Below are 24,136 nucleotides of genomic sequence, written 5' to 3' on the forward strand. Positions count from 1 at the left end.
TTCCCCAAATCCTTTTCCAAATGCTGAAAAACTACTTCAAAATCGCTTTCCGTACACTGTGGAAAAACCGGCTGTTTACTGTGATCAATGTGCTGGGGCTTTCGCTGGGATTGGCCAGTGCGGGGGTTCTGATTCTTTTTATCCAGAGAGGTATCACGTTCGATACCTTCCACAAAGACAACGACCAGATCTATTTTGTGCAGACGGCTGATGCTACCTCGCGTTATAACCAGACCGTTTACCCGATTCTGGGCCAAATGGTTAAAACCTTTCCGGAGATCGAAACCGGTACGCATGTGCAAGGGTGGAATGATGTGTGGCTGAACCGGAAGAGTAAAGATCTGCAAAGGCGGACGAAATATGTCGACAGTACTTTTTTCGATGTTTTTTCCTTCCAATTGAAATACGGAAATGCCACTGCCGCCTTGAAGCGAAAGCAATCGATTGTATTAAGCGACCAGACTGCCGAAGCGCTTTTCGGAGACATTAACCCGGTCGGTGAGACCGTGACAGTGGAGGATTCCATGTCTTTCACGGTAACAGGCGTGCTCGAACCGGTCCCGGCGAATTCGTCCATCCAGTTTGAAGTACTGCTTCCCATATCCAATCTTGAAGACAATAAGAACTTTGCATCCAATGCCGACTGGTACAATACTTTCACCTCCGTCTATCTCAAACTGCGGAAGGATACGGATGTGGCTAAGCTGGAAGCTCAATTCCCTGCTTTTGTCAAAAGCCACTTCCATGCAGAGGGGCAGAAGAGGCAGATCCGCATTGCGCCGCTTGCAGAATATATCCATTACGAGAATCCCAACTTTCGGTGGATGATTTACGGTGCGCTGACTATTGCCGTGTTTATTGTATTGATTATCAGTATTAATATGGTCAATCTGAACACCGCAATGTCGTTCACCCGCGTAAAAGAAGTGGCCGTACGGAAGGTAACCGGCTCGACGCTCGGACAAGTGCTGGCACAATTCTGGACTGAATCGGCGCTGGTTTTGGTGGGTTCGCTGCTGATCGCTGTCGTGTTCGGGATATTGTATCTGGTACCGCAGTTCAACGAATTCAGGGAGGGAAGGATGCAATTGGTAGTCAACTGGCAGCAGGATTCGGCTACGTTTCTTACTTTGATGGGAATCATCGGCCTCATTACGTTCGTGGCAGGTACCATTCCAGCGGCCTACCTGCACAGGCTTGACTTACGGGATACCCTGAAAGGAAAGCTGGCGGGCAACCCCGGATCGGGAAACTGGGCGCAGGGAACGCTGATTGTGGTTCAGCTGGTGATCGCCATTGTGCTGGTAATAGGGGCGATAGCGGTTCGGTGGCAGATCAACTTCATGCGGCAGGCAGATACGGGTTTCAAAGGAGAGAATGTTGTTGTAGTATCATCGGATCTGCAATACAAAGACGAGAATGCGGCTGTCCGGCAGTTTGTTCCTATTCTTAATGGGTTAAAACAAAATTCAAAAATCGAAAGTATTGCTATTTCGGGCATTGTTCCGACACGCTATTGGAGCAACTATAATGTATATACGCCTGAGGGAGAAGATCAGAAAAATATCCGCTTGCGCCATGTCGGCACAAGTACAAATTACACCGGCACCTATGATATCCGGATGGTGGAAGGGAGGGATTTTTCGGAGGAACTCGACCGGAATGGTGATCAGCATCCGGTAGTAATCAACGAGGCGGCCCGCAAGGCGTTCGGCTGGAAGAGCGCTGTTGGGAAAAGGCTCCGGCAGGGTAACAATGCGGAGGTTTACACGGTGGTGGGAGTGATGAAGGACTTTCATTACGGCCCCTTGAAAGAGCGTATCGAACCATTGTTGCACTGGTACGACGGCCCACCAAGCCTGAACAGTTACCTTACATTGAAATTTGCCGACATTTCCCAGGCGAAAGGGGTCTTAGCCGGCCTCGAAAAGGCGATGAAGAAAATACCTTCCAGGCGCCCGTTCCAGTATTTTTACATGCAGGAGGAGCTTAGCCGGCAGTATAATGACCTCGACGGGATTTGGAAAATGGTCAATTTTGTGACGCTATTGGCAGTAGTAATCGCATTGGCAGGCATTTTCGGCCTTGTATCGCTCGCTGCGAGCAAGCGCACAAAAGAAATTGGTATCCGTAAGGTGCTTGGCGCCAGTGTGCAGGGGATTGCCGTGCTGCTCTCCCGCGACTTTGTTATCCTCCTTATTATCGCCATGTTGGCGGGGCTGCCGCTGGCTTACACTTTTGTGGTCAAATATCTCGCGAGCTTTGAATACCATGTTAACTTGCCCTGGTACATTTTTGTGCTGGTTGCGCTGGGAGCATTGCTGCTCACAATTTTGACCGTCGGGTTCCAGGGAATCAAAGCCGCATTGGCGGATCCGGTGAAGAGTTTAAGGAGTGAATAGCGGGAGTTAATGGATTGCTGGATATTGCTTAACTTTAAGAAAAAATGACCTATGGAACTTAATAGAATCACTTTTGATCCGAATGTCATGGGCGGGAAACCTTGCATCAGAGGAATGCGGGTAACAGTCGGGGCGATTGTGGGGTTGATTGCTTCGGGCAAAAGCTTCGATGAAGTGCTGGAATTTTATCCGTATCTCGAAGTTGAAGATATCAGTGAAGCACTGGCCTATGCCGCCTGGCGTGCGGACGAGATTGAGATTCCTTTTCAAGCTGCATGAAGATACTGATCGATATGAACTTGTCGCCAGTTTGGGTGCAATACTTCTCAGAAAATGCGTTCGTGTCGAGGCACTGGTCTCAAATTGGCAAAGCTACCGATCCTGATAAAGTAATTTTCGAGTATGCCAAACAGAATGGTTTTATAGTATTTACTCACGATCTTGACTTTGGAGCGATTCTTGCCGCAACAAATGCCAAAGCACTCAGTGTTTTCCAGATTCGCAGTCATAATCTTTTACCTGAGGCCATCGGGCCAACGGTATTGAAATGCTTCCATGATTATGGCGACTTTTTGAGATCGGGATGTTTGATAACGTTGTTTGATCAGAAATCAAAAATCAGGTTGCTGCCACTGAATTAGTCCATATTTACAATATCGAACAAGAGTGTCCAGTTTCGGACACTCTTTGTTGTTATATTGGAGTTTATTTAATTGATTATGAGCTAATTGATTTAATAATAGCTGGTTGGTACAATTATTCATTCCAAAATCCCGGAATGCAATCCGTAGCCCAGCCATGATCAAAAACTATCTGAAAATTGCTTGGAGAAATGTCTTGAAAAGCAAGATGTTCTCTGTTATCAACGTCTTCGGCCTCTCGGTCGGGATGACCTGTTGCATGCTCCTGCTGCTTTACATTCTGAGCGAGGTTTCGTTCGATAAGCATCAGGAGCATGTCAACGATTTGTACCTGGTGCGCTCTGAGAATGTGCAGCCGAATGGGGAGAAAATGGATAACCCGCGCGCGCCGGCGCCTTACGCGCATGCGCTGAAAGCCGAATATCCGGAAGTGGTGCAGGCCACGCGCCTCTGGCAGAATTTCTTGGAAGATAAGGCACTACTGACGGTGGAGCAGCCCGGAAAAGACCCGCTGTCATTCTACGAAACCAAAGGCACACACGTCGATTCGACGTTTTTTGACGTTTTTACCTATCAATTCCTGGAAGGCGACCACCGGACGGCGCTTGACGATCCGCATTCGATCGTGCTCTCCGATGTTCTTGCCCATAAGCTTTTTGGTAACGAACCTGCATTGAACCGCACCGTGAAAGTAGGCGGAAAGACGGGGCATAACGAGAACTTCAAAGTCACGGGCGTATTTCGAGACGAAAGTACCCGGTCGCACATAGACGCTCATTATTTTGTATCCTTCCAGGTTGGCTGGATAGGCGATTACCTGCGGCAGCCCGACCTCAATTTCACAAACAACAACATGTTTTACCACTACCTGCGCCTCAGGCCAGGTACGGATGCGGCGGCTTTCGAGGCGAAACTGCCTGCCTTCATTGAGAAATATGCGCGCAAAGACCTTAAAATCGCGGGGTATGATAAGAAACTAGTCTTACTGGCTGTCAGGGATATTCATCTTTTCAGCCAGATCGACCGCATTGTGTCAGCTACCACGAGCTCAACCTATCTGTATGTTCTGGCATGCATCGCCGTATTTACGTTGCTGATCGCCTGCATCAATTTCATGAACCTCGCCACCGCGCGCTCCGCGAAACGGGCGGCTGAGGTAGGTATGCGTAAGGTGATGGGCGCGGGCAAGGGCAGCCTGGTTGGCCAGTTTCTGGGCGAATCCATGGTTCTTACATTTCTTGGCCTCGCGATCGCCATGGCGCTTGTAGTGATATTGTTGCCATTCTTTAACCAGCTTGCCGACAAGTCGCTGGATGTGCATGAGCTTCTGCAACCGAAAATTGTCGGCGGATTTGTGTTGCTGGCATTGATCACCGGCTTGCTGGCAGGAAGCTACCCGGCGTTCTATTTGTCGGTGTTTAATCCGCTGGACGTGATCAAGGGGCGGTTTGTGAATTCGGTATCCGCTACTACATTGCGCCGCGGCCTGGTGGTGTTCCAGTTCGTGATTTCGATTGGTTTGGTAGTAGCTACGATCGTTATTCAGGGCCAGATCCGTTTCATGAAAAATCAGCCGCTCGGCTTTACAAAAGACCAGCAGATTGTAATTCCTTTCCGGAGCGAGGAAGCGCGGCATGCTTACGCTGCATTGAAAAACGAACTTTTGCGGGATAGCAGGATCACGGCTGCGTCGGGGACGGCCTATTATCCGGGTATTCTCAATCCGAGTGATATGTCGGTTTATTTGCCGGGGCAGACGGTGAATGACGATAACATAATCAAAACCAATTGGGTAGCGCCGGATTTTATGGAAACGATGGGTTTCAAGCCGGTGGTCGGACGTATGTTCTCAAAGGAATTTCCGGCTGATACGAATTACAAAATAGTAGTTAACGAGGCTACACTCAGGAAATTCAATGTGCCGCTGAACAAGGCGATTGGCCAAAAGTTCCTGTTCAACAACGGTGGCGATACGCCAGGATCGGTAGAGGTGGTAGGGGTTGTCCAGGATTTCCATTTTCAGGATTTACATAAAGTCATCGAACCTTACGCTTTTTTCCTGAACATGGATCCGAGTTATAACTACCTGATCGCGCATATCGACGGAAAAGATGTGACGGCCGCGCTCCCATTCATAGAAAGTAAATGGAAGTCCCTCGTGCCCGGCGAGCCTTTTGCATACACATTTCTGGATGAGGATTTTCAGAAGAACTATGCAGCCGATACACGGACTTCGAGGCTGGTCAATGCCTTTACCATTATTTCAATTCTCATTTCCTGCCTCGGATTATTTGGCCTGGCTGCCTTTGCCGCCCAGCAGCGTATCAAGGAAATTGGGGTGCGAAAAGTGCTTGGGGCCTCGGTGGCTAATATTGTGGGGCTGTTATCAGGTGATTTCGTGAAACTCGTGGTCATTTCCATCGTCATAGCCACCCCGCTTACCTGGTATCTCATGAACCGTTGGCTGGACGATTTTGCCTATAAAATCAGCCTGCAATGGTGGATGTTCGCCGGGGCAGGTGCATTGGCGGTGATCATCGCATTGCTTACTGTAAGCACCCAGGCTATCAAAGCAGCTATTACGAACCCTGTGAAATCGTTGAAAACGGAATAGGGAATAAGGAGAAAGGGGAGGAAAGGGAAGAAGGTGAGGAAAGGGATTTTCCCAGTTCCAGTCCCTCCTCCCTTTCCTCCTTCCTCCCTCTCCTCCTTATTCTTCCAAACACACCTTCTTATGTTTCAAAACTATATCAAAATCGCATTGCGCAACCTTTGGAAGAGCAAGGGTTATGCTTTTATCAACATCGTCGGATTGGCTGTCGCTTTTTGCGTCAGTGTTTTTCTATTTCTGACGGCCTACTTTGCGCTGTCGTACGATGATTTTCACGCAGACAAAGACCGGATTTACGAGCCCTATTTCTTTTCGAATGACCCGGAGCGCGTAGATCGCACGGCCTCGATGCCGTTTCCGATCACGCCCGCATTGAAGGCCGAATATCCCGACATTGAGGCCGTTGCCAGGATCGTCAACGGGTCGGATGTGGTGGAGTATAAAGGGAAATATCTCGACAAGAACATCAAGTTTACCGAGCCGGATTTTTTCAGGATCTTTTCATTTCCGTTCATCCAGGGCAATGCACAAACGGCCTTGCAGGACCTGAGCAGCATTGTGATCACGGAACATATGGCAAAAGCCGTCTTTGGGAAAGAAGACCCGATGGGCAAGCACATTCAGCTGGGATTACAGGAAAACAAGAAGGAGTATGTAGTTAGCGCGGTTCTCGCAGACTTTCCGGAGAACTCATCGCTGCAATTCGACGCCTTCATACGCAGCGAGAATGTTGGCGGGTATCAGCATCAAAAGGATCAGTGGGACGCATTTTCTCACAATATTTTCCTGAAACTGAAACCCGGAGTGGACAAGCTTGCATTTGAAAGAAAACTGAAACCCTTTACCGCCAAGTACTTTGCGGAAACGATTACAAAACTTAAAAAGAAAGGCGCCAAACCGGACGAAAGAGGGGATTTGTATGCGCTCAGGCTTCAAAAACTCGAAGACATCCACTTTAACCGGGAGATCTCGGGCGGTAAGGAAGGATCGCTGATCTACGCGTTAATGGGTATCGGCCTGTTTATTCTGCTGATCGCCTGCATCAACTTTATCAATCTTAATGTCGCCCGCTCATTTATCCGCGCCCGTGAGGTGGGTGTGCGTAAGTCGCTTGGGGCGCTGAAACAACAGCTGTTCTTTCAGATCTGGGGTGAAGCCGGCGTGATTTGCTTTCTGGGTTTTTTGACCGGTATCGTGCTTGCAATACTTTTATTGCCGGCATTCAACACAGCTTTCAGGTCCAAACTCACTTTGGAATACATTTTCGAGCCTGATAAGATCGCATTGCTGATCGGGTTGTTTTTGTTTGTGACGTTGTTGGCGGGTGGTTATCCCGCATTGCAAATGTCGAAGTTTAATGCCGTGGAGGTACTGAAAGGTAAAGTGTCTCTGAAAAAGCCGGGGATATTAAGAAACTCGCTCATCGTCGCACAGTTTGCGTTATCGAGCCTGCTGATTTGCTGTACGATCATTGCAGTACAGCAAGTGGATCATCTTCGCAAGCAGCCGCTGGGTTTTAAGAAAGAGGAAGTGATCAGTATTCCGGTTGGGAACAAGGTGAATGGCCAGACTGCATTGCGCAGAATGCGTAACCGCCTTGCCGACGATCCCAACATCGTAAGCATTACCGGTTCGGGTGTGAACCTGGGAACAGGTCGTGACCGGAGTACCTCGCGCAGCTCCATCGGCTTCACATTCAAAGAGCGAGAAGTAGAAACCGACTGGCTGCATATCAGCTATGACTATCTCAAAACGCTCAACATCAAGCTGATCGACGGACGGGAGTTCAATCCCGCCTATCCGACCGACTCGATGGGAAGGGTTATCATTACCGAAAGCATGGCCAAAGCCATCGGCGAAAAAAATCCCGTTGGCAAGTTCTTCCAGACCGACACTGCCGGTATAAAACATCAGATCATCGGCGTGGTACCTGATTTTAACCTGTATTCGTCCAAAACAGACAAAAAGCCTATCACGATGTACCTGTCTCATACGGAGGGTATCGGCTATATTTTTGTGCGGGTTAGGCCACAAGCCCTGGCGTCGTCGATGGAGAAGCTGAAAACGGTCTGGAAGGAGATTACGCCGGAGTCGGAATTTATCGGCTCATTTCTCGATGAAAACACTAATAACTGGTACAAAGAGGAAGAACGGCTTTCCCAGATTTTCGGTCTTGCGTCCGCCGTTGCGGTGATATTATCGTGTCTGGGGCTATTCGCGGTGGCATTAATCGTCATGGAGCAACGCACGAAGGAAATCGGCGTCCGGAAAGTACTTGGTGCGAGCATCGCAAGCCTTGTCTTCGTACTATCCAGGGATTTCGTAAAACTGGTCCTTATCGCGATCCTGATTGCCACACCGGCCGCCTGGTATTTCATGCAGCTATGGTTGGATAACTATCCCTACCGCATTGAAATCAGTCCGCTGGTATTTGTCGGAGTGGGAGCGGCGGCGGTGCTCGTCGCGGTGGCAACGGTTAGTTTCCAAAGTATCAAAGCAGCCCTGATGAACCCGGTGAAGTCGCTGAGGAGTGAATAGAGTCAATTTAGGAGGACCTGAACGATCGGTTGATAGCGTTCGAATTTTTCGTCGGATGAGATGATCGGTATTTGTTCAGAAGTTGTCGGGTGGCTTCCTCTATGCTCACCTTGAACTGGGGGAGTTTTCCAAGTTTAAGTTTGATCGATATTTCGATCAGGCTTATCGGGCTGATAAGTAGCGTGTTGGTTGGGTTTTCAAGAATATTGCGGACCTGGGGTTTGAGAAGGGAGTTGTCTTCCAGTGACCAGATGGCAATTTGTGTATCCAGAAGGTATTTAATCAAAGCATATAGTCGTTTAGGTCATCCAAGGGAGCATTAAAGTCATCGGGAGTTCCGACCTTTCCTTTGAGGCCGCCTAGTTGGCGTCTCGGGCGGATCGGTTCTTCCATTTCTTCCAGGAACGTTACGACAATCTTTGATCTTTTTTGGATCGCAGGAATTTCGTCTAAAGTGATTTTCCCGTCTTCATAAACTCCGCTAACCGACGTCAACATAGCCATATCATTTGATTGTATTCAAAAATAGAAAATAAGATGCCATGATCAAAAACTATCTGACGACCTCATTCAGGAACCTTCGGCGTAACTGGAATTTTACATTAATCAACATTACAGGCCTTACATTGAGCCTTGCTTGTTGCCTGCTCATCTTTTTTACCGTGCGGTATGAGCTGAGTTTCGATGCCCATCACAAGAATGCCGAGCGGCTTTACCGGCTGCTCAATCATAGCATCGAGGATGGCGAGAAGGGGTTCAGTGCAGGGATTCCGCTTCCGGCCCTGGCCGCGCTACGCAATGACTATCCCGAGATCCGCGAGCACGTCACGTGTACCTACGGCCTGCGTGAGACGCTGATCACGGTTACCCAGGGCACTGAAAAGAAGAAATTTTCGGATCCCGGCTACAATATCGCATTCATCGGCCCCGAGTATTTCCGGATGTTCGATTATAAATGGCTGAAAGGCTCGCCTTCACAAGCACTTAAAAATCCTGGCTCGGTGGTTCTGACGGAAGGCCAGGCGCTAAGGTATTTCGGGGACGCGGACCCGATTGGTAAGAGTATAAGAGTAAGGAACCAAATGGATTTCGTCGTGACCGGCATCGTGGCCGACCCGCCTGCCACGACCAACCTGCCGTTCACAACAATGCTCTCCTTCGCCTCATTGAAGGAATTTGGCGCGTTTACGAACTGGGACGATTGGGTTTCGACCTACGGAGGTGGTCAGGTGTATCTGATGTTGCCCAAAAATGTAAGTGAGGCACAGTTTGAAAAACAGCTATTGGCATTCAATAAAAAATACAGAAAACCGAAGGACGCTGAAAAGGTAAAATTCGTTTTGCAGCCGGTAAAGGACATTCATTTTGCCACAAAGACGGGTAATTACGCCAACCGCTCGATCAGCAAGGGGATGATCTGGGCCATGTCGCTGGTCGGGGTTTTTATCCTGATCACCGCTTGCGTGAACTTTGTGAACCTCGCCACCGCACAGGCATTGCGCCGCTCGCGTGAGGTGGGTGTGCGAAAAGTGCTCGGCAGTACCCGCGGACAGTTGCTACGCCAGTATTTCTCTGAAACAGGGATCATTACCGTATTTTCGGTGATCCTGGCATTGATTTCTGCGCAGCTGCTGCTGCCTTACATTGCGGGTATTCTCAATATCCAGACGCTGAATGTGGTGTTTTTCAAGGATCCGGCTATTTTGCTTTGCTGTGTGGTGTTGACGGTTGTTACCACTTTTCTCGCCGGTTTTTACCCCGCATTGATTGTCTCCGGCTATCAACCGGTGTTAGCGTTGAAAGGAAAAATGCGCACGGCCGGAAGTAGTCAGTCTAATTTGCGCAGAGGCCTGATTGTGCTCCAATTTTCGATTTCGCAGGTAATCCTCATCGGGACGCTGATCGCATATAGCCAGATGAAGTATTTCAGTACGCTCGACCTGGGCTTTGAGAAGGACGAGATCGTGACGATCGCTATACCTGAACAGCCGGAAGGGAAGCTGGAAGCGCTGCGGCAACAGGTGAGCGCGATCCCCGGCGTAAAATCCATTGCATACAGTGCATTTACACCGATGTCGAGAAGCAATTGGCAAACCGGATTCAGATATGAAAACGACGCGGAAGACCTCGATTTTACCGTCGTAATGCGCCCGGCCGATACTGCATACTTCAATACTTTCGGACTGAAAATGGCCGCGGGAAGAATGTATTTGTCAGCGGACACGATCCGCGAGTATATCGTGAATGAAGCATTTGCCCAAAAACTGGGCTTTAAAAAGCCCGAAGAAATTATAGGTAAGCGGCTAACGATCGGCGGGGGAAATGTGAAGCTCCCGGTAGTGGGTGTCGTGAAAAATTTCAATACGTACTCGCTTCACCAGGAAATTATCCCGTGCGTCATGACGACCATGCGTGACAACTACCGTACATTAAGTGTAAAGCTGGATAAAAACGCCGGATTGGAACAGATCAACCGGATCGAAAAGGTATGGGCGGAGGCTTTCCCGGATTATTTGTTTAAATACACTTTCTACGACCAGACACTGGATAGTTTTTATGAAAAGGAAGCTAAGTTCTTCTCGCTCTTCAAAATACTGAGTTTCATCGCCATTTTTATCGGGTGCCTCGGCTTGTATGGCGTGGTAGCGTTTATGGTCGAATCGCGTACGAAAGAGATGGGCATCCGTAAAGCCATCGGAGCGTCGGTGATGAACATTTTTGGACTGTTTTCAGTCGATTTTATCAAACTGGTAGTCATAGCATTGGTCATTGCGTCGCCTATTGCCTGGTATTTTATGAATGAATGGTTGCAGGATTTCAGCTATAAGGTGAGCATCAGCTGGTGGCTTTTTGCCGTGGCGGGTGTAGCCGCGGTACTGATAGCGCTGGTTACCATCAGCTTTCAGAGCGTCAAGGCTGCGATGACTAATCCGGTAAAAGCATTAAGAAGTGAATAATCAACTGATTACAGATGCAACCGGCGGACTGGTTTTTACATCTTTCGCGAAATGCATACTAAACGCTCATTCCATCTGACCTGGCCATGATCAAGAATTATCTCGTAATCGCACTCCGAAACCTTCTTAAAAACAAAGTTTATTCTCTGATTAATATCGTCGGACTGGCAGTAGGTATAGCGGTCACCATGCTGATCGGGCTGTGGGTGTGGGATGAACTGTCCTATAACAAATACCACAAAAACTATGACCGCGTGGTGCAGGCGTGGATCAGCCAGACCTTCAATGGCGAAACCGGGACGGGTACCGCGGTTTCCATTCCGTCCGTCACCGAAATGGCCACCAAGTATCCGGCAGACTTCAAACATACTGCGCTGGCATCCTGGAATTTCGGCCATTTGCTGGCCAATGGCGATAAGAAGATTAATAAGACGGGCATGTGGGCGCAGCCATCTTTTCCGGAAATGCTGGGCCTGAAAATGATCCGGGGCGATTACAGCGCATTGAAAAACCCTGGATCGGTCGTGATCTGCGAGTCGTTGGCGAAAGCACTTTTCGGAGAAGTGGATCCTCTGAACAAGACGCTCAAACTCGATATCAAAAAGGATGTGAAAGTGACGGGCGTTTATGAGGATGTTCCCTTCAATTCGAGTTTCAATGAGCTGTACCTGATCCTGCCCTGGAACGACTACCTGCAAGCAGAGGGCTGGGTGAAGGAGGCACAAACACAGTGGGGTAACCACTCTTTCCAATGGTTTGCTCAGGTGGCCGACCACGCGGAGATCGCAACGGTTTCCCGCAAAATCCGCGATGTGGAAATGCCGCATGCATTCTCCAAAACCGATAAGCCGCAATACATGCTCCATCCAATGAGCCGCTGGCACCTGTATTCGGATTTCAAGGACGGGCAGAATGTCGGAGGGCGCATCCAGTTTGTTTGGCTTTTCGGTATTATCGGCGCATTTGTATTGCTTTTGGCCTGCATTAATTTTATGAACCTGAGCACGGCTCGCTCAGAGAAACGGGCCAAGGAAGTAGGTATCCGGAAGTCGATCGGTTCGCTTAAAAGCCAGCTGGTATTCCAGTTTCTGAGCGAATCGTTCCTGGTGGTGATGTTCGCGCTGGTGCTCGCGATCCTGATCGTACTCGTTTCGCTACCCGCATTCAACGACCTCGCCGGCAAACATGTGAAGTTTCCGTTCTTCTATTGGCAGTTCTGGTTGACGCTGATCGTCTTTGCATTGTTTACAGGCCTGGTGGCAGGCAGTTACCCGGCATTTTACCTGTCGTCGTTCAACCCGTTATCGGTTTTGAAAGGAACCTTCAAAGTCGGGAAATACTCGGGAGTGCCGCGGAAAGTAATGGTTGTGTTGCAGTTCACGGTATCGATTACCCTCATCATCGGGACGATCATCGTATTCCAGCAAATCCAGCACGCGAAGGACAGGCCGGTTGGTTACGACCGTCAGGGGCTTTTGCAGATTAATATTTCTCCCAATTTGTGGGGCAAATACGATCCGTTGCGTGACGATCTCCTTAAAACAGGAAGTGTATACGAAATGAGCGAATCGTCGAGTCCTACCACGGGTATTTATTCCAATCAGATCGGGTTCGAATGGGAGGGGTTGGAACCAGGCTCAGTGCCGCTGTTCGGTACCATTGCCTGTACGCACGATTTTGGTAAAACGATCGGTTGGAAAATCATCGACGGCCGCGACTTTTCCAGGGATTTCTCAACGGATACGGCCGCTTTTGTCCTTAATGAATCGGCCGTGAAGCTCACGGGCCTGAAAAATATCATCGGCAAAACGATCCGTTACAATGGCAAACCGCGGCAGGTTGTGGGCGTGATCAAGGATATGGTGATGCAGTCGCCCTACGAACCGGCGGTACCGACTATCTTCATGCTGAACTACGAATGGGCTAACCTGGTCAACGTGAAACTCACACCGGGAACGCCGGTAGACAAGGCTTTGAAGAAGGTAGAAGCAGTTTTCCGCAAGCACGATCCGGATTCGCCGTTTGAATTCAAGTTTGCCGATGAGGAATACGACGCCAAATTCCGGGCTGAGGAGCGGATCGGGAAACTGGCCCGGGTATTTGCCGTGCTGGCGGTGTTTATTTCCTGTCTTGGGCTATTTGGACTGGCAGCTTACACGGCCGAGCAGCGTACGAAGGAAATTGGTATCCGCAAAGCGTTAGGCGCCAGTGTCGCGCAGATGTGGGCGATGCTTTCCAAAGAGTTTGTCTACCTGGTCGTAATCTCCTGCGTCATCGCCTCGCCGATCGCACTCTATTTTCTGAGCGACTGGCTGGATAAATATGAATATCACATTAAACTGAGCTGGGTGGTATTCGTTGTGGCAGCGTTGCTGGCCGTAGCCATTACGTTGCTAACCGTCAGTTTCCAGGCGATCAAGGCGGCGCTTATGAACCCGGTAAAATCGTTACGGAGTGAATGATGCTTTCAGTTACTATCCCATTCGTCGATTAAAACCCAAGGACTATCTACCAGCAGTGACATTTCGCAGATTGCGTTTCCAGTGCGTTAAACTTAGGGGGGAAATATGCCTCTAAAAGACATAAACAAACAATTTAAATACTGGAAACCATGAAAAAGATCATTTTCGCCATCGCTGCAATCGTTACTTTCTCAGCCGGAAACTCTTTCGCTCAGCGATATAACAGACCCAATCCTGCCGTAATCGACGCCCGCGCCGACAATGCTGCCGAGGAGTTCAAAATTAACAAGCTGGACGAAATTGTGAAGCTTAGCCGCAAACAGGAAAATCAGATCAAAAAAATCGAAAACAGATATGATCGCCTGATTGGCAAAAACCAGAGATACCATACCTATCAGGGCATGAAGAGACTCGAAGAGGAGAAACAAAAGGAAATCCTGTCTGTACTGACCCCCGTGCAACGCCAGCGCCTGTTCGCCTATCAGCACCGGTTTGAAAACCGTTACAACCGCAGAGGGTAACCGATTGAAAAGATAGCCATCAACGAACGGCCAGGTCTCAGGATCTGGCCGTTTTATTGAGCAATATCCATTTGTTTCGCAGAAAATAGTCAAGCAATATAAGACCCGACAGCCCGATGACCGTAAGTATAACGGGCTGTGGAATGGTGGAGAATTTTTGGTTGAAAACCTGATTCGATATCATCAGCCCATTCAGCTTGTCGGAAAATTCGGACTGCGGCTCGTTACCGGGCAGAAAAAAACAAGCGATAATCAATGCCGCCCAGGCAGCGGCGATCCAGTACCAGGTTGGGCGTGATATGACGGGTTTTGGTGCGACGACCTTCCGGCTCGCCTGAATTTGCGCCATCACCTCCCCGCTGAATGCCTTGGGGGCTAGGTCAACAGCATTTTGCTGCACCAAGGCGTGGAATGCCGCTTCCTCGCGTAGGTGCAGCATAACCGCCCGCGTGAATGCGTCCGAAGGTATGTCACCCCCCGTTTCCCGGATCAGTTTTTTGAAATGCTCTTCCTGTTTGTCCTCTATCGGCTTCATAATTCCCGCATTATAACAAAAATTGCAATTCTTTGCCCAAGACCTTTCTGGCCCTGAACAGCTTTACTTTCACATTACTGTTCGAAAGACCGGTTATCTGTTCAATTTCTTCGATAGGGCTTTCATTCAGATAATATAAGGTGATGATCAGCGCTTCCATTTTGGGCAGGCGGTTGATCGCCTCCTTCACAAACTGCTCACGTTCACGGGCCTGCAAGCTTTCAAGCGGCGGTGGGCTGTGTTCGTAATGGTAATTTTCTTCCAATTCATCATCAATACTTTGCAATGCGAGGCGGGGCTGCTGTAATTTAGAAACTGCCGTTCGGTAAACGATAGTGTAAAGCCAGGTAGAAAATTTGGACTTACCTTCGAAGCTGGCGATTTGCATATAAGCCTTCACAAAGCTCTCCTGCGCCGCATCCTCCGCGTCCTGCGCATTCGAGAGGATCTTCACTGCAATGGTGAATGCCATGTTTTTATACTTGTCGACCAGATAAGTATACGAGGCCAGGTTGCCCTGCTTTACATTCTCAATATGGACCCGGTCGTCTTGGTTTTTCATGCATTCGGTGGCTCGCCTGCTGATTAGACTGCATTGCGGTAAGGTCGGTTACAATGTCGGGGCGATATTTTTTGTGAAATTTTTTTTGGAGTAAAACTGTAACCGGAAATACCCCGCCGCTGTCCAATGGGTAACATTCGAAATTTAACCATCTTTTAGTCATGAACGGCGTACTTGTTTCTGTTGCAGCTTTTTTGGGCATTTTCGGGATTGTCTATGTGTTCCTGATGACGCGCCACCGTGAACGTATAGCGTTAATCGAGAAGGGCGCCGACGCTTCGATTTTCACGGACAAGAACCAATCCTACTACCCGACGCTGAAATTCGGTATGCTCTTCGTGGGTATAGCGCTCGGCATACTGATGGGTAATTGGCTGGATAAAACCTATGATTTCAGTAAAGGAACGGCTTACCTGGCTATGGTATTCCTTTTTGGGGGTACCAGTCTCATCCTGAATTTTCTCGTTGAAAGATATTTGAACAGGTCCCAACCATCGGAAAGGCATTAAGGGGCTGCCGGTCAACTGCGTTATTCGCCGTCCATCACTTAATTCGAAAAATCAGGCCTAGTACCTTGCATCGCAAAGTACCTTCCAATACATTTGTAATGTCAAATTTAGGTTAGTCTGTATTGGTATATCAATATAATATTTATATTTAATTTATTGATATATTGATCATCGTCCGAAAGAGCCCAAATCTCTTGCGGGAATTCCTATGCCCATTCAAAAATCTATTAGCCATGAAAATTTTATCCATGAAAACATTATTCCAACTACTCATGTCCATACTGATCCCGGGGTTGATTTGCTGCCAGGATTCGTTCGCGCAAGTTGTTCCCACAGGAGGGAGTATCAAAGGCATTATTGCCGATTCCGCTAGCGGTAAGGTGCTGGATTTCATTACCGTTAACCTGATGAAAGACAAAACCACCGCCGTGAAAGCCGATTTTTCCAAAGCCGACGGTTCTTTTGCTTTTCAAAACCTAAAACCCATGAAGTACGCGCTGGTACTGGTTGGGGTGGGGTATAAAAACAAGACAATAGACGTAGATCTGACGGATAGCACGCGTAAGCATGTCGATTTGGGCAATATCATGATCAGCTCGCAGGCGGTAGGGCTTAAAGAGGTGACGGTTACGGCATTGAAACCGATCGTCAAACAGGAGGTAGACCGGATCAGTTACGATCTCGAAGCCGATCCGGAAAGCAAGGTTTACAGCGTGCTCGAAATGATGCGGAAGGTGCCGTACCTGTCGCTCGATGCCGAGGATAATATCTTTCTCAAAGGCAATTCCGATTTCAAGATCCTGATCAACGGAAAACCGTCGAGCATGGTGGAACGGAGCTATAAAGATGTGCTGCGCAGCATGCCGGCGTCGTCTATCGTGCGCATCGAGGTGATCACCACGCCGCCTGCGAAGTATGATGCGGAAGGCCTGGCGGGGATTATCAACATCATTACCAACAAAAAAATCGATAATGGTTATAATGGTACGCTCAATGTCAGTGAACGCTTCCCGACGGGCGGACCGGGAGTTGGTGGCTCGCTCTCGGCCCAGCTCGGGAAGATCGGAATGTCGCTGAATGCGGGTTTGAATCAGTATAAAAACCCTTCTACCCAGACGATCTCGAACCGTACCACGACCGGCACTAATCCCACGGAACTCGACCAGCGCGGCTGGAATGAGAGCAACAACAAGAACGGCTACATAGGCTACGAGATCACTTACGAAGCCGATACGCTGAACCTGCTGAGCGCGCAACTGAATGTGAATGGCGGACGGAACCGCTCGAATGGCTATCAATCGTCGCTGCTGAATGCCGGTGATGAAATCCTGCAACGCTATAATGTAACGAACGATAATTCCGATCGAGGCAACGGACGCGACGCAGCGGTAAATTACCAGAAGGGTTTCAAAGCGGACAAGAACCGCCTGCTGACTTTCTCGTACCGGTATTATGGCTACGATAACAAGCAGACCGGCAACCTCCTTATCGCCGACCGCATTAATTACGACCGCCCAAATTACCGGCAAATCAACGACCAGAGCTTTTCGGAACAGACATTCCAGGTGGACCTGGTGTACCCGGTCAAAAAACTGAATATTGAAGCGGGTTTGAAGGGCATTATGCGTGATAATAAAAGCGATTTTAAATACGCGATTTTCAACCCGGAGACCAATTCTTACGACACGGATGCCGCGATGAGCAACAAATACAACAATACCCAGAAGGTTTTCGGCGCTTACAACACGTATCAATACAATTTCAAAAACTGGGGTGTGAAGGCGGGCGCACGTGTGGAGCAGACGATCATCGACGCCGATTTTATCTCGACCGATTCAAAAGTGAAGCAGAATTACTTTAACCTTATCCCTTCTGTGTCGATTAACCGGAAGCTTAAAAACAATGCGGGGATCAACTTCGGGTACACTCAGCGCATTCAGCGCCCGGGTATCTGGCAACTCAACCCATTCGTCGACCGTTCCAACCCGAGCTACGAACGGACCGGTAACCCTGACCTCCGGCCTGCGTATGTGAACGATTTGCAATTGAGCTTCAACAAGGCGAAAAAGGGAAACATCAATTTCGGGATAGGATATACGCATTTCAAAGACCTGATCTTCCCGATCGCTGTTTACAATCCCGAAACGCAGATCACACGCACTTCCTACGGCAATACTGGCCGTGCACGACTCATCAGCGGTAACCTGAATGCGAATTACCCATTCACAAAAAAATGGAATTTCAGCACTAATTTCCGCATCGCGCATGGTAAGGTGACGGGCATTGTGAATGGCGTTGAAATCACTAACAGCGGGGTAATGTACCAGTTGTCGGTTTCGACAGGCTATAAGCTGCCGAAGGACTGGCGCGTGAATGCGAACTTCAATGCGAACGGACCGGGTGTCAACCTGCAAGGCACCACGAATTCGATTCAAAGCACTTCATTCAGCGTGAATAAGGATGTGATAAAGGACAAGCTTTCACTTTCAGCTGCTGTGAGTAATCCCTTTACGAAATTCAGAAGGTACCATAATGTGACCTTCGGCCCGGATTTCGATCAATTCACCGACCGTTGGCAGTACTTCCGGTCATTCAATTTCAGCCTGAACTACAAGTTTGGGAAATTGAAAGACGGCATTAAAAAGAATAAAAGAGGCATTCGGAACGACGATGTGCAGAATGGAGGAAACTAACAGCAAATGCCGGGCCCGACAGCCCGGCATTTTTTTAATCTGTCAGATATTGATGCGCAGGTACTACAAGCGCTTTCATGCCGTCCCGCTCGAATTCGTCGGTCTGGTTGAATGTAACGAGCGTTCCCCCATTTAGCCCGAAATGTGCTATGGCTTCAAAAAGGCCCTTTAATTCGCGATCCATATTGTCGTGGTTGAGATCATAGCAAACCTGCACCACCTTCCGCACAATCCCTTTTTCCGACAGCACAAAGTCGCATTCGCCCTTTTCTGAGAAATAGTAGATTTCCTTGTAATTTCTGCGCAGATGTAGGAAAACGAGGTTTTCGAATACACTGCCGAAATCATCCGTAAACGAGCCGGAGTTGGCATTCACAACCCCCGTGTCGATCGCGTATACCTTACGCGGATTGATGAGCTGCCAGGACAGAGAGGTTGGCCTTTTGTGCCTCTGCGACGCTTGCTATGGTACTTTTTAAGATCATTGCTCTGCTTTACAATTCGACGTTACAATTTTGTATGCTAATATCAAACAAAAGTGTCTATTACTAAAATACACTTTTATCTATTATAGGTTAATATATTGACCGGTGTCCGGTTTTGGACACCTATTTTCGAATAAGTATTTGATATTGAGTGGTTTGATGTGGTGGTACGGATTTGTTGACTGATGGTTTAAATCGACAATCAATGTCTGTCCGCTACACCTATGCTCAAAAACTATCTTAAAATCGCTGTTCGAAGCCTTTTCCGGCACAGAACATATGCACTGATCAACATCCTGGGATTGGCAGCGGGGATATGCGTGTCTACGCTCATATTGATGTTTGTCGTCCACGAGCATAGTTACGACCGCTTTCATGCCCGGCACCGCGACATTCACCGGGTATTGGGAAAGGTAAAAATGGGCGACAATGAGTTCCAGATGAATGCTTTCGCCGCGAGTTTCGGGCCCGCACTGGCGGAAGGCGTTCCGCAGGTGTCGGATTACGTGCGGATTTTGCCCTCGTACAGAAACGTTGCCATTGCCGATCCTGCACGGAAAGCGGAAGCGGTCCTGGAAAAGAATGTCATGTTCGCCGATCCGTCGTTTTTTAAAATATTTAGTTTTCCGCTTGAAAAAGGGAATCCGGCGGAGGCGTTGCAAAAGCCGTTTACGATGGTGGTTTCGGAGCGTACGGCGGTGAAGTATTTTGGAAAAGCGGACGTCATCGGCAAGGCGCTGTTGTATGAAGGCAAGCACCTCGTTCAGATTACCGGCGTGGCCAAAAACCCGCCTTCCAATTCTTCGCTGGACTTTGATTTTGTTATTTCCAGTGCTACCTATCCCGCATTGAGCGAGGCAAACCATAAAAATTGGGAAAACGGAGGCGGGATTTTCAACGTGTACCTGCTTCTGAATTCCGCAGACTCGAAAGCGCTTGTAGAGAAAGGTATCAATCGCGTTAGCCATTTAAAGGAAGGTCAGCCTGACCTAAAACCGCAGTACACGCTGGAAAGCCTCGACGACATGCACCTCGGTGGGGCGTTCAACGAAGCCGGGAACAGCAAACTGATCCCGATTTTCACAGCTGCCGCCATAGCTATTCTAATGCTCGCGCTCTTCAACTATATGAGCCTCACCACCGCGCGGGCAACGCAGCGCGCACGTGAGGTGGGCGTGCGGAAGGTCGTAGGCGCCACCCGTGCGGGCCTGAGTGGCCAGTTTTATATGGAATCAGCATTGGTGTGTTTACTGGCTTTCGGTCTGGGACTGCTGATGGTTTTTTACCTGAGTCAGCCGTTTTATGCGCTGCTGGGTTTGAAAATCGATACTTCTTTTGTGATATCGCCTTTCTTTTTGTCGTTCCTGGCTGGTCTATTGGCCATTACCGCATTAGTCGCGGGGAGTTACCCGGCGTTCGTGTTGTCGGGCTTCGCGCCTTTGGAAGTGATCAAAGGGCGGTTTACGGGCAGTATCGGCGGGGTAGGTGTGAGGCGCGTTTTCACCGTTTTTCAGTTTGCGGTTTCGATGGCGCTCATCGTCGGAAGCCTGATCGTGCGCGAACAGCTCGCTTTTATGCAAAGGAAGGACCTCGGGCTTAACAAGGAGCAGGTGCTGAGTATTCCCCTGGGGCCGTCGATGGCCGCCAATTATATTCCCTTCCGGAATGCGGTGCGGCAGCAGGCCGGCGTGTCGAGCGCGACCTTTGCGAATGTGGGCCTCTTCAAGGGGTATAATATGTTTTTTCTTCCGAACAAAACCACCCAAAAAGACATTTCGGTCGCGCAAATGGTGGTGGATGAGCAGTTTGTGGGTACCCTTGGACTGAAATGGAAAACACCGCCGCAGGTGGGAAAACGCACCAACCAGGCCCTGTTGAATGAACTGGCGGTTGCGCAACTTGGCTTCAAAGGCGACCCGATCGGGCAGCAGATTAGCGAAGGCATGAACCTGGACGGAATAGTAAAAAACTTCGACTTCACGGACGTGCAGCATGGCGCCAGGGCAATGATGCTGTCGGTAGCGGGCGATACGACAAACATGCTGCGCATGCCCGGCTCGTCACGGGGTGTGTTGTATGTGCGGATGGGCGCGCAGGCGGACATGGCCGGCAGCGTAAAAGCAATAGGCCGACTTTTCAAAAAATACGATCTGGAAACCCCTTTCGAATATTATTTCCTCGACGAGGCATTCAACGAGACATTCAAAAACGAAATGCGTCTCTCCGGCATGTTCTCGGTATTCACGGCACTCGCCATTTTCATTGCCTGCATGGGGCTCTTCGGACTTGTTACGTTCACCACGGAAACGCGGACAAAGGAAATCGGCATACGGAAAGTGCTCGGCGCCACGGCTGCGGGCATTGTGGGCATGCTTTCGAGGGAGTTTGTTGTGCTGGTACTCGTATCGGGTGTTATAGCCATGCCTGTTGCCTGGTACTTTATGTCGCATTGGTTGGAGGATTTTGCTTACCGGATCGGCGCCCCGCTGTGGGTGCATTTCGCAACGATCGCCATGATGCTGGTTATAACTCTTCTGACCGTGGGCTTCAAGGCCATACATGCAGCGACGGTCAATCCAGCGGCCTCTTTAAAGAATGACTAATAGTTATGTCAGATACCGTGCTTCACAAACTTGTGACCCGCCGAATATCAGAATTCCGCTCAGCTGTCCGTTTTCGGACAGCTGAGTTTTTGTTTTAGGAGGTTATGTTTTGATTATCAGATGGTTATTTATTTTGGTACACATTTAATATAGGTCAGGTTTAAAGCCTTATTTACCTGACAGCCATGTTAAAAAACTATTTCAAAATCGCCTTCCGCAATCTTTGGAAGCACAAGGTATTTTCGTTGATCAACATCCTTGGACTAACCGTCGGGATGTCGGCCTGCCTGCTGATTTCGCTGTACGTCAATTTCGAGCTGACTTACGACGCGTTCCATTCCAAATCGGACCGCATTTACAGGTTGGTGACCGACGTGATCACACCTTCCGAAACGATTAATGCAGGCATTACTTCATGGGCATACGGCCCGACGATCAAACAGGATTTTCCCGAAGTTGAAGCCTATGCACGCATTAACGGTGGCAGTTTCCTGGTACGGAAGGGAGATCTCAAATTTCAGGAAGAAGCAACGGTCTTTGCCGATTCATCGCTTTTCCGGGTTTTTGATTTTAAATTAATTCAGGGCGATCCTAAAACGGCACTGAAAGAGCCGCTGAGCCTGGTTTTTACGGAAAAGGCCGCTAAAAAGTATTTTGGTGAAATCGATCCTGTCGGGCAAACCTTGCTGCTGTCGGGGGAAGGCCTTCCGGCGAAAGTGACTGGGGTTATGAAAGATATCCCCGAGAACTCACTCATTAAAGGCGATATGTTCGTTTCGATGACCACCATGACCCAGCGTTTCAACCGCGGTATCGACGATGAATGGGGTAATTTCGGCGCAACGACCTACTTGCTTCTGAAACCAGGGACGGATAGCAAAGCTTTGGAAAAGAAGTTCCCGGCCTATCTCCAGCGCCGTGCGGGCAAGCTCATGCGGGAGTCGAAAATGTCGTATAAGCTTTTCCTGGAACCGCTGCTGGACGTGCATTTGCGTTCGGAGCGAGATGTACCGGAAAAGGGCAGCATAAGCAACGTATATGTGTTCTCGGTTGTTGCTGCATTTATTCTGCTGATCGCCTGCATCAACTTCGTGAACCTCACTACGGCGCGTTCGGCGGAGCGGGCGAAGGAAGTAGGGATACGCAAGGCGGTAGGAGCTGCCAAAGGATTGCTGGCGAGCCAGTTTGTGAGTGAATCGGTATTGCTTTGTTTGATCGCCTTTGTGTTTTCAATCACGCTTTCGGCTGCGCTGGTACCGTTATTCAACAATCTGGCAGGCAAAGTGATCGTTTCCGGCATATTTGCCGATCCTTTATTTCTGATATACATGCTGGTGGCCGCAATTCTGATCGGGGTACTGGCCGGTATTTATCCGGCATTGGTACTATCGTCGTTTGAGCCGGTAACGGTTTTGAAAGGAAGGTTTACGACCAGTATCAAAGGTATTTTGTTGCGAAAAGGGCTGGTGACGGTTCAGTTTGCTATTTCGATTGCGCTGATTATTGCAACGATGATCGTCTATATTCAGATGAACTATATGCGTAACCGGGACCTCGGTTTCAGCAAGGACCAGATGCTGGTGCTCAACACGGAGGGTGACCCCAAGCGGCAGGCATTCAAAGAGTCGCTGAACGGGTTGGCGGGCGTAAAATCTACCGCGGCATCATCGAGTGTTCCGGGTAGCTCGAACCCCGGCGCGTATTCCGAAATCGAGAACAGGAGCGGTGATTTGCAGGTCGCGAACCTGGACCTATATTTCGTAGATTTTGACTATATCCCGCAATTTGGCCTGAAAATGGCAGCCGGTCGCCCGTTTTCGAGGGAGTTTGGCACGGATACTACCCAGGCGATGGTGATCAACGAGGCGGCTGTGAAACTTTTGGGTTATGCCAAACCCGAGGATGCGCTCGGGCGCCGCTTCAAGCAATGGGGGCGCGAGGGTAAGATCGTCGGCGTGATTAAGGACTTCCATTTCCGGTCATTGCAGGAAAACATCAAACCACTCACCATGCGTATTGAGCCCGGCGGGGCAAATCTTGTTTCGGTCAAGATTGAAGGTAACCGTTTGAAGGAAACCGTCGCCGCTGTGGAGGCGAAGTGGAAAGAAGCGATTCCAGGCAGACCGTTTAGCTACTATTTTATGGACGAGTTCTTCGACCGACAATACCGCAGCGAAGAGCGGTTTGAAAAGCTGTTTTTCAATTTTGCGGTCCTGGCGATATTCATTTCCTGCCTGGGCTTGCTGGGGCTGGCGTCTTACAGCACCACGCAACGCACGAAGGAAATCGGTGTGAGGAAGGTTATGGGCGCATCCGTTGCCAGCATTGTGGGTTTGCTTTCCAAGGATTTTCTTAAACTAGTACTCATAGCGTTCGTGGTGGCGTCGCCCATTGCTTACTTCGGAATGGACCGCTGGTTGGAAAACTTCGCTTACCGCACCGATATTTACTGGTGGATATTCGCGATTGCCGCCGTAATGTCTATTGCCATAGCGTTCGCGACAGTCAGTTTCCAGAGTATCAAGGCTGCTGTGATGAACCCGGTGAAGAGCTTGCGGAGCGAGTAATTGACTGCCCGGTTGCACCGTCCCGTTCCAAATCGAACGGGACGTGTCCG

At 49.2% G+C, this 24,136-nt stretch carries 17 protein-coding genes; 12 read left to right on the plus strand and 5 right to left on the minus strand.

Features of this window, described 5'->3' with window-relative positions:
* The first annotated feature begins 20 nt into the window (after positions 1–20).
* The 5 genes from AAHB90_RS19835 to AAHB90_RS19855 all read left to right on the plus strand — a co-directional run bounded on the left by AAHB90_RS19835 (position 21) and on the right by AAHB90_RS19855 (position 8,192).
* Positions 21–2,402 (plus strand): ABC transporter permease, encoded by a 2,382-nt coding sequence (locus AAHB90_RS19835; RefSeq protein WP_342086941.1) that lies wholly within the window; start codon positions 21–23, stop codon positions 2,400–2,402.
* Between the two features lie 51 nt (positions 2,403–2,453).
* Positions 2,454–2,681, plus strand: coding sequence for a DUF433 domain-containing protein (locus AAHB90_RS19840; protein ID WP_342086942.1), 228 nt, complete (start codon positions 2,454–2,456; stop codon positions 2,679–2,681).
* Positions 2,678–3,043 (plus strand): DUF5615 family PIN-like protein, encoded by a 366-nt coding sequence (locus tag AAHB90_RS19845; RefSeq protein ID WP_342086943.1) that lies wholly within the window; start codon positions 2,678–2,680, stop codon positions 3,041–3,043. The genes AAHB90_RS19840 and AAHB90_RS19845 overlap by 4 nt, the downstream gene beginning before the upstream one ends.
* 157 nt (positions 3,044–3,200) lie before the next feature.
* Positions 3,201–5,657: an ABC transporter permease gene (locus tag AAHB90_RS19850; protein ID WP_342086944.1), complete on the plus strand. Its 2,457-nt coding sequence runs from the start codon at positions 3,201–3,203 to the stop codon at positions 5,655–5,657.
* Positions 5,658–5,777: 120 nt separating this feature from the next.
* Positions 5,778–8,192, plus strand: coding sequence for an ABC transporter permease (locus AAHB90_RS19855; RefSeq protein ID WP_342086945.1), 2,415 nt, complete (start codon positions 5,778–5,780; stop codon positions 8,190–8,192).
* 7 nt (positions 8,193–8,199) lie between these two features.
* On the opposite strand, the gene AAHB90_RS19860 is transcribed toward AAHB90_RS19855, so the two are convergent.
* Together AAHB90_RS19860 and AAHB90_RS19865 are read right to left on the minus strand one after the other, a co-directional pair.
* The gene (locus AAHB90_RS19860) at positions 8,200–8,478 is read right to left on the minus strand and encodes a type II toxin-antitoxin system VapC family toxin (RefSeq protein ID WP_342086946.1); all 279 of its coding nucleotides are present in this window, start codon (positions 8,476–8,478) and stop codon (positions 8,200–8,202) included.
* On the minus strand, positions 8,475–8,690 hold the full coding sequence (locus AAHB90_RS19865; RefSeq protein ID WP_342086947.1) for a hypothetical protein: 216 nt from the start codon (positions 8,688–8,690) through the stop codon (positions 8,475–8,477). The genes AAHB90_RS19860 and AAHB90_RS19865 overlap by 4 nt, the downstream gene beginning before the upstream one ends.
* A gap of 44 nt (positions 8,691–8,734) precedes the next feature.
* Here AAHB90_RS19865 and AAHB90_RS19870 point away from each other — a divergent pair, with 44 nt between their 5' ends.
* From AAHB90_RS19870 to AAHB90_RS19880, 3 genes are all read left to right on the plus strand, one after another.
* The gene (locus tag AAHB90_RS19870) at positions 8,735–11,149 is read left to right on the plus strand and encodes an ABC transporter permease (RefSeq protein WP_342086948.1); all 2,415 of its coding nucleotides are present in this window, start codon (positions 8,735–8,737) and stop codon (positions 11,147–11,149) included.
* An 86-nt stretch (positions 11,150–11,235) separates the two neighbouring features.
* The gene (locus AAHB90_RS19875; RefSeq protein ID WP_342086949.1) at positions 11,236–13,611 is read left to right on the plus strand and encodes an ABC transporter permease; all 2,376 of its coding nucleotides are present in this window, start codon (positions 11,236–11,238) and stop codon (positions 13,609–13,611) included.
* A 149-nt stretch (positions 13,612–13,760) separates the two neighbouring features.
* On the plus strand, positions 13,761–14,132 hold the full coding sequence (locus AAHB90_RS19880; protein ID WP_342086950.1) for a hypothetical protein: 372 nt from the start codon (positions 13,761–13,763) through the stop codon (positions 14,130–14,132).
* A 37-nt stretch (positions 14,133–14,169) separates the two neighbouring features.
* Here AAHB90_RS19880 and AAHB90_RS19885 read toward each other — a convergent pair whose 3' ends face one another.
* Together AAHB90_RS19885 and AAHB90_RS19890 are read right to left on the minus strand one after the other, a co-directional pair.
* Entirely contained in the window at positions 14,170–14,667 is a 498-nt protein-coding gene (locus AAHB90_RS19885) for a hypothetical protein (protein WP_342086951.1), read from the minus strand.
* A 10-nt stretch (positions 14,668–14,677) separates the two neighbouring features.
* Positions 14,678–15,229, minus strand: coding sequence for an RNA polymerase sigma factor (locus tag AAHB90_RS19890; protein WP_342086952.1), 552 nt, complete (start codon positions 15,227–15,229; stop codon positions 14,678–14,680).
* Positions 15,230–15,390: 161 nt separating this feature from the next.
* Here AAHB90_RS19890 and AAHB90_RS19895 point away from each other — a divergent pair, with 161 nt between their 5' ends.
* Both AAHB90_RS19895 and AAHB90_RS19900 read left to right on the plus strand, forming a co-directional pair.
* A complete protein-coding gene (locus AAHB90_RS19895) occupies positions 15,391–15,738 on the plus strand; it encodes a DUF6249 domain-containing protein (RefSeq protein WP_342086953.1) in 348 nt (115 codons plus the stop codon).
* 248 nt (positions 15,739–15,986) lie between these two features.
* A complete protein-coding gene (locus AAHB90_RS19900) occupies positions 15,987–18,431 on the plus strand; it encodes an outer membrane beta-barrel family protein (RefSeq protein WP_342086954.1) in 2,445 nt (814 codons plus the stop codon).
* A 34-nt stretch (positions 18,432–18,465) separates the two neighbouring features.
* On the opposite strand, the gene AAHB90_RS19905 is transcribed toward AAHB90_RS19900, so the two are convergent.
* Complete coding sequence (locus AAHB90_RS19905) at positions 18,466–18,861, minus strand: DUF4143 domain-containing protein (protein ID WP_342087097.1); 396 nt, start codon at positions 18,859–18,861, stop codon at positions 18,466–18,468.
* A gap of 279 nt (positions 18,862–19,140) precedes the next feature.
* Here AAHB90_RS19905 and AAHB90_RS19910 point away from each other — a divergent pair, with 279 nt between their 5' ends.
* Positions 19,141–21,519 (plus strand): ABC transporter permease, encoded by a 2,379-nt coding sequence (locus tag AAHB90_RS19910; RefSeq protein WP_342086955.1) that lies wholly within the window; start codon positions 19,141–19,143, stop codon positions 21,517–21,519.
* Positions 21,520–21,704: 185 nt separating this feature from the next.
* Positions 21,705–24,086 (plus strand): ABC transporter permease, encoded by a 2,382-nt coding sequence (locus AAHB90_RS19915; RefSeq protein ID WP_342086956.1) that lies wholly within the window; start codon positions 21,705–21,707, stop codon positions 24,084–24,086.
* Positions 24,087–24,136: the final 50 nt, after the last annotated feature.

Origin of the sequence: Dyadobacter sp. OTU695 (genome assembly GCF_038440355.1) — a bacterium.
Classification (GTDB): domain Bacteria; phylum Bacteroidota; class Bacteroidia; order Cytophagales; family Spirosomataceae; genus Dyadobacter.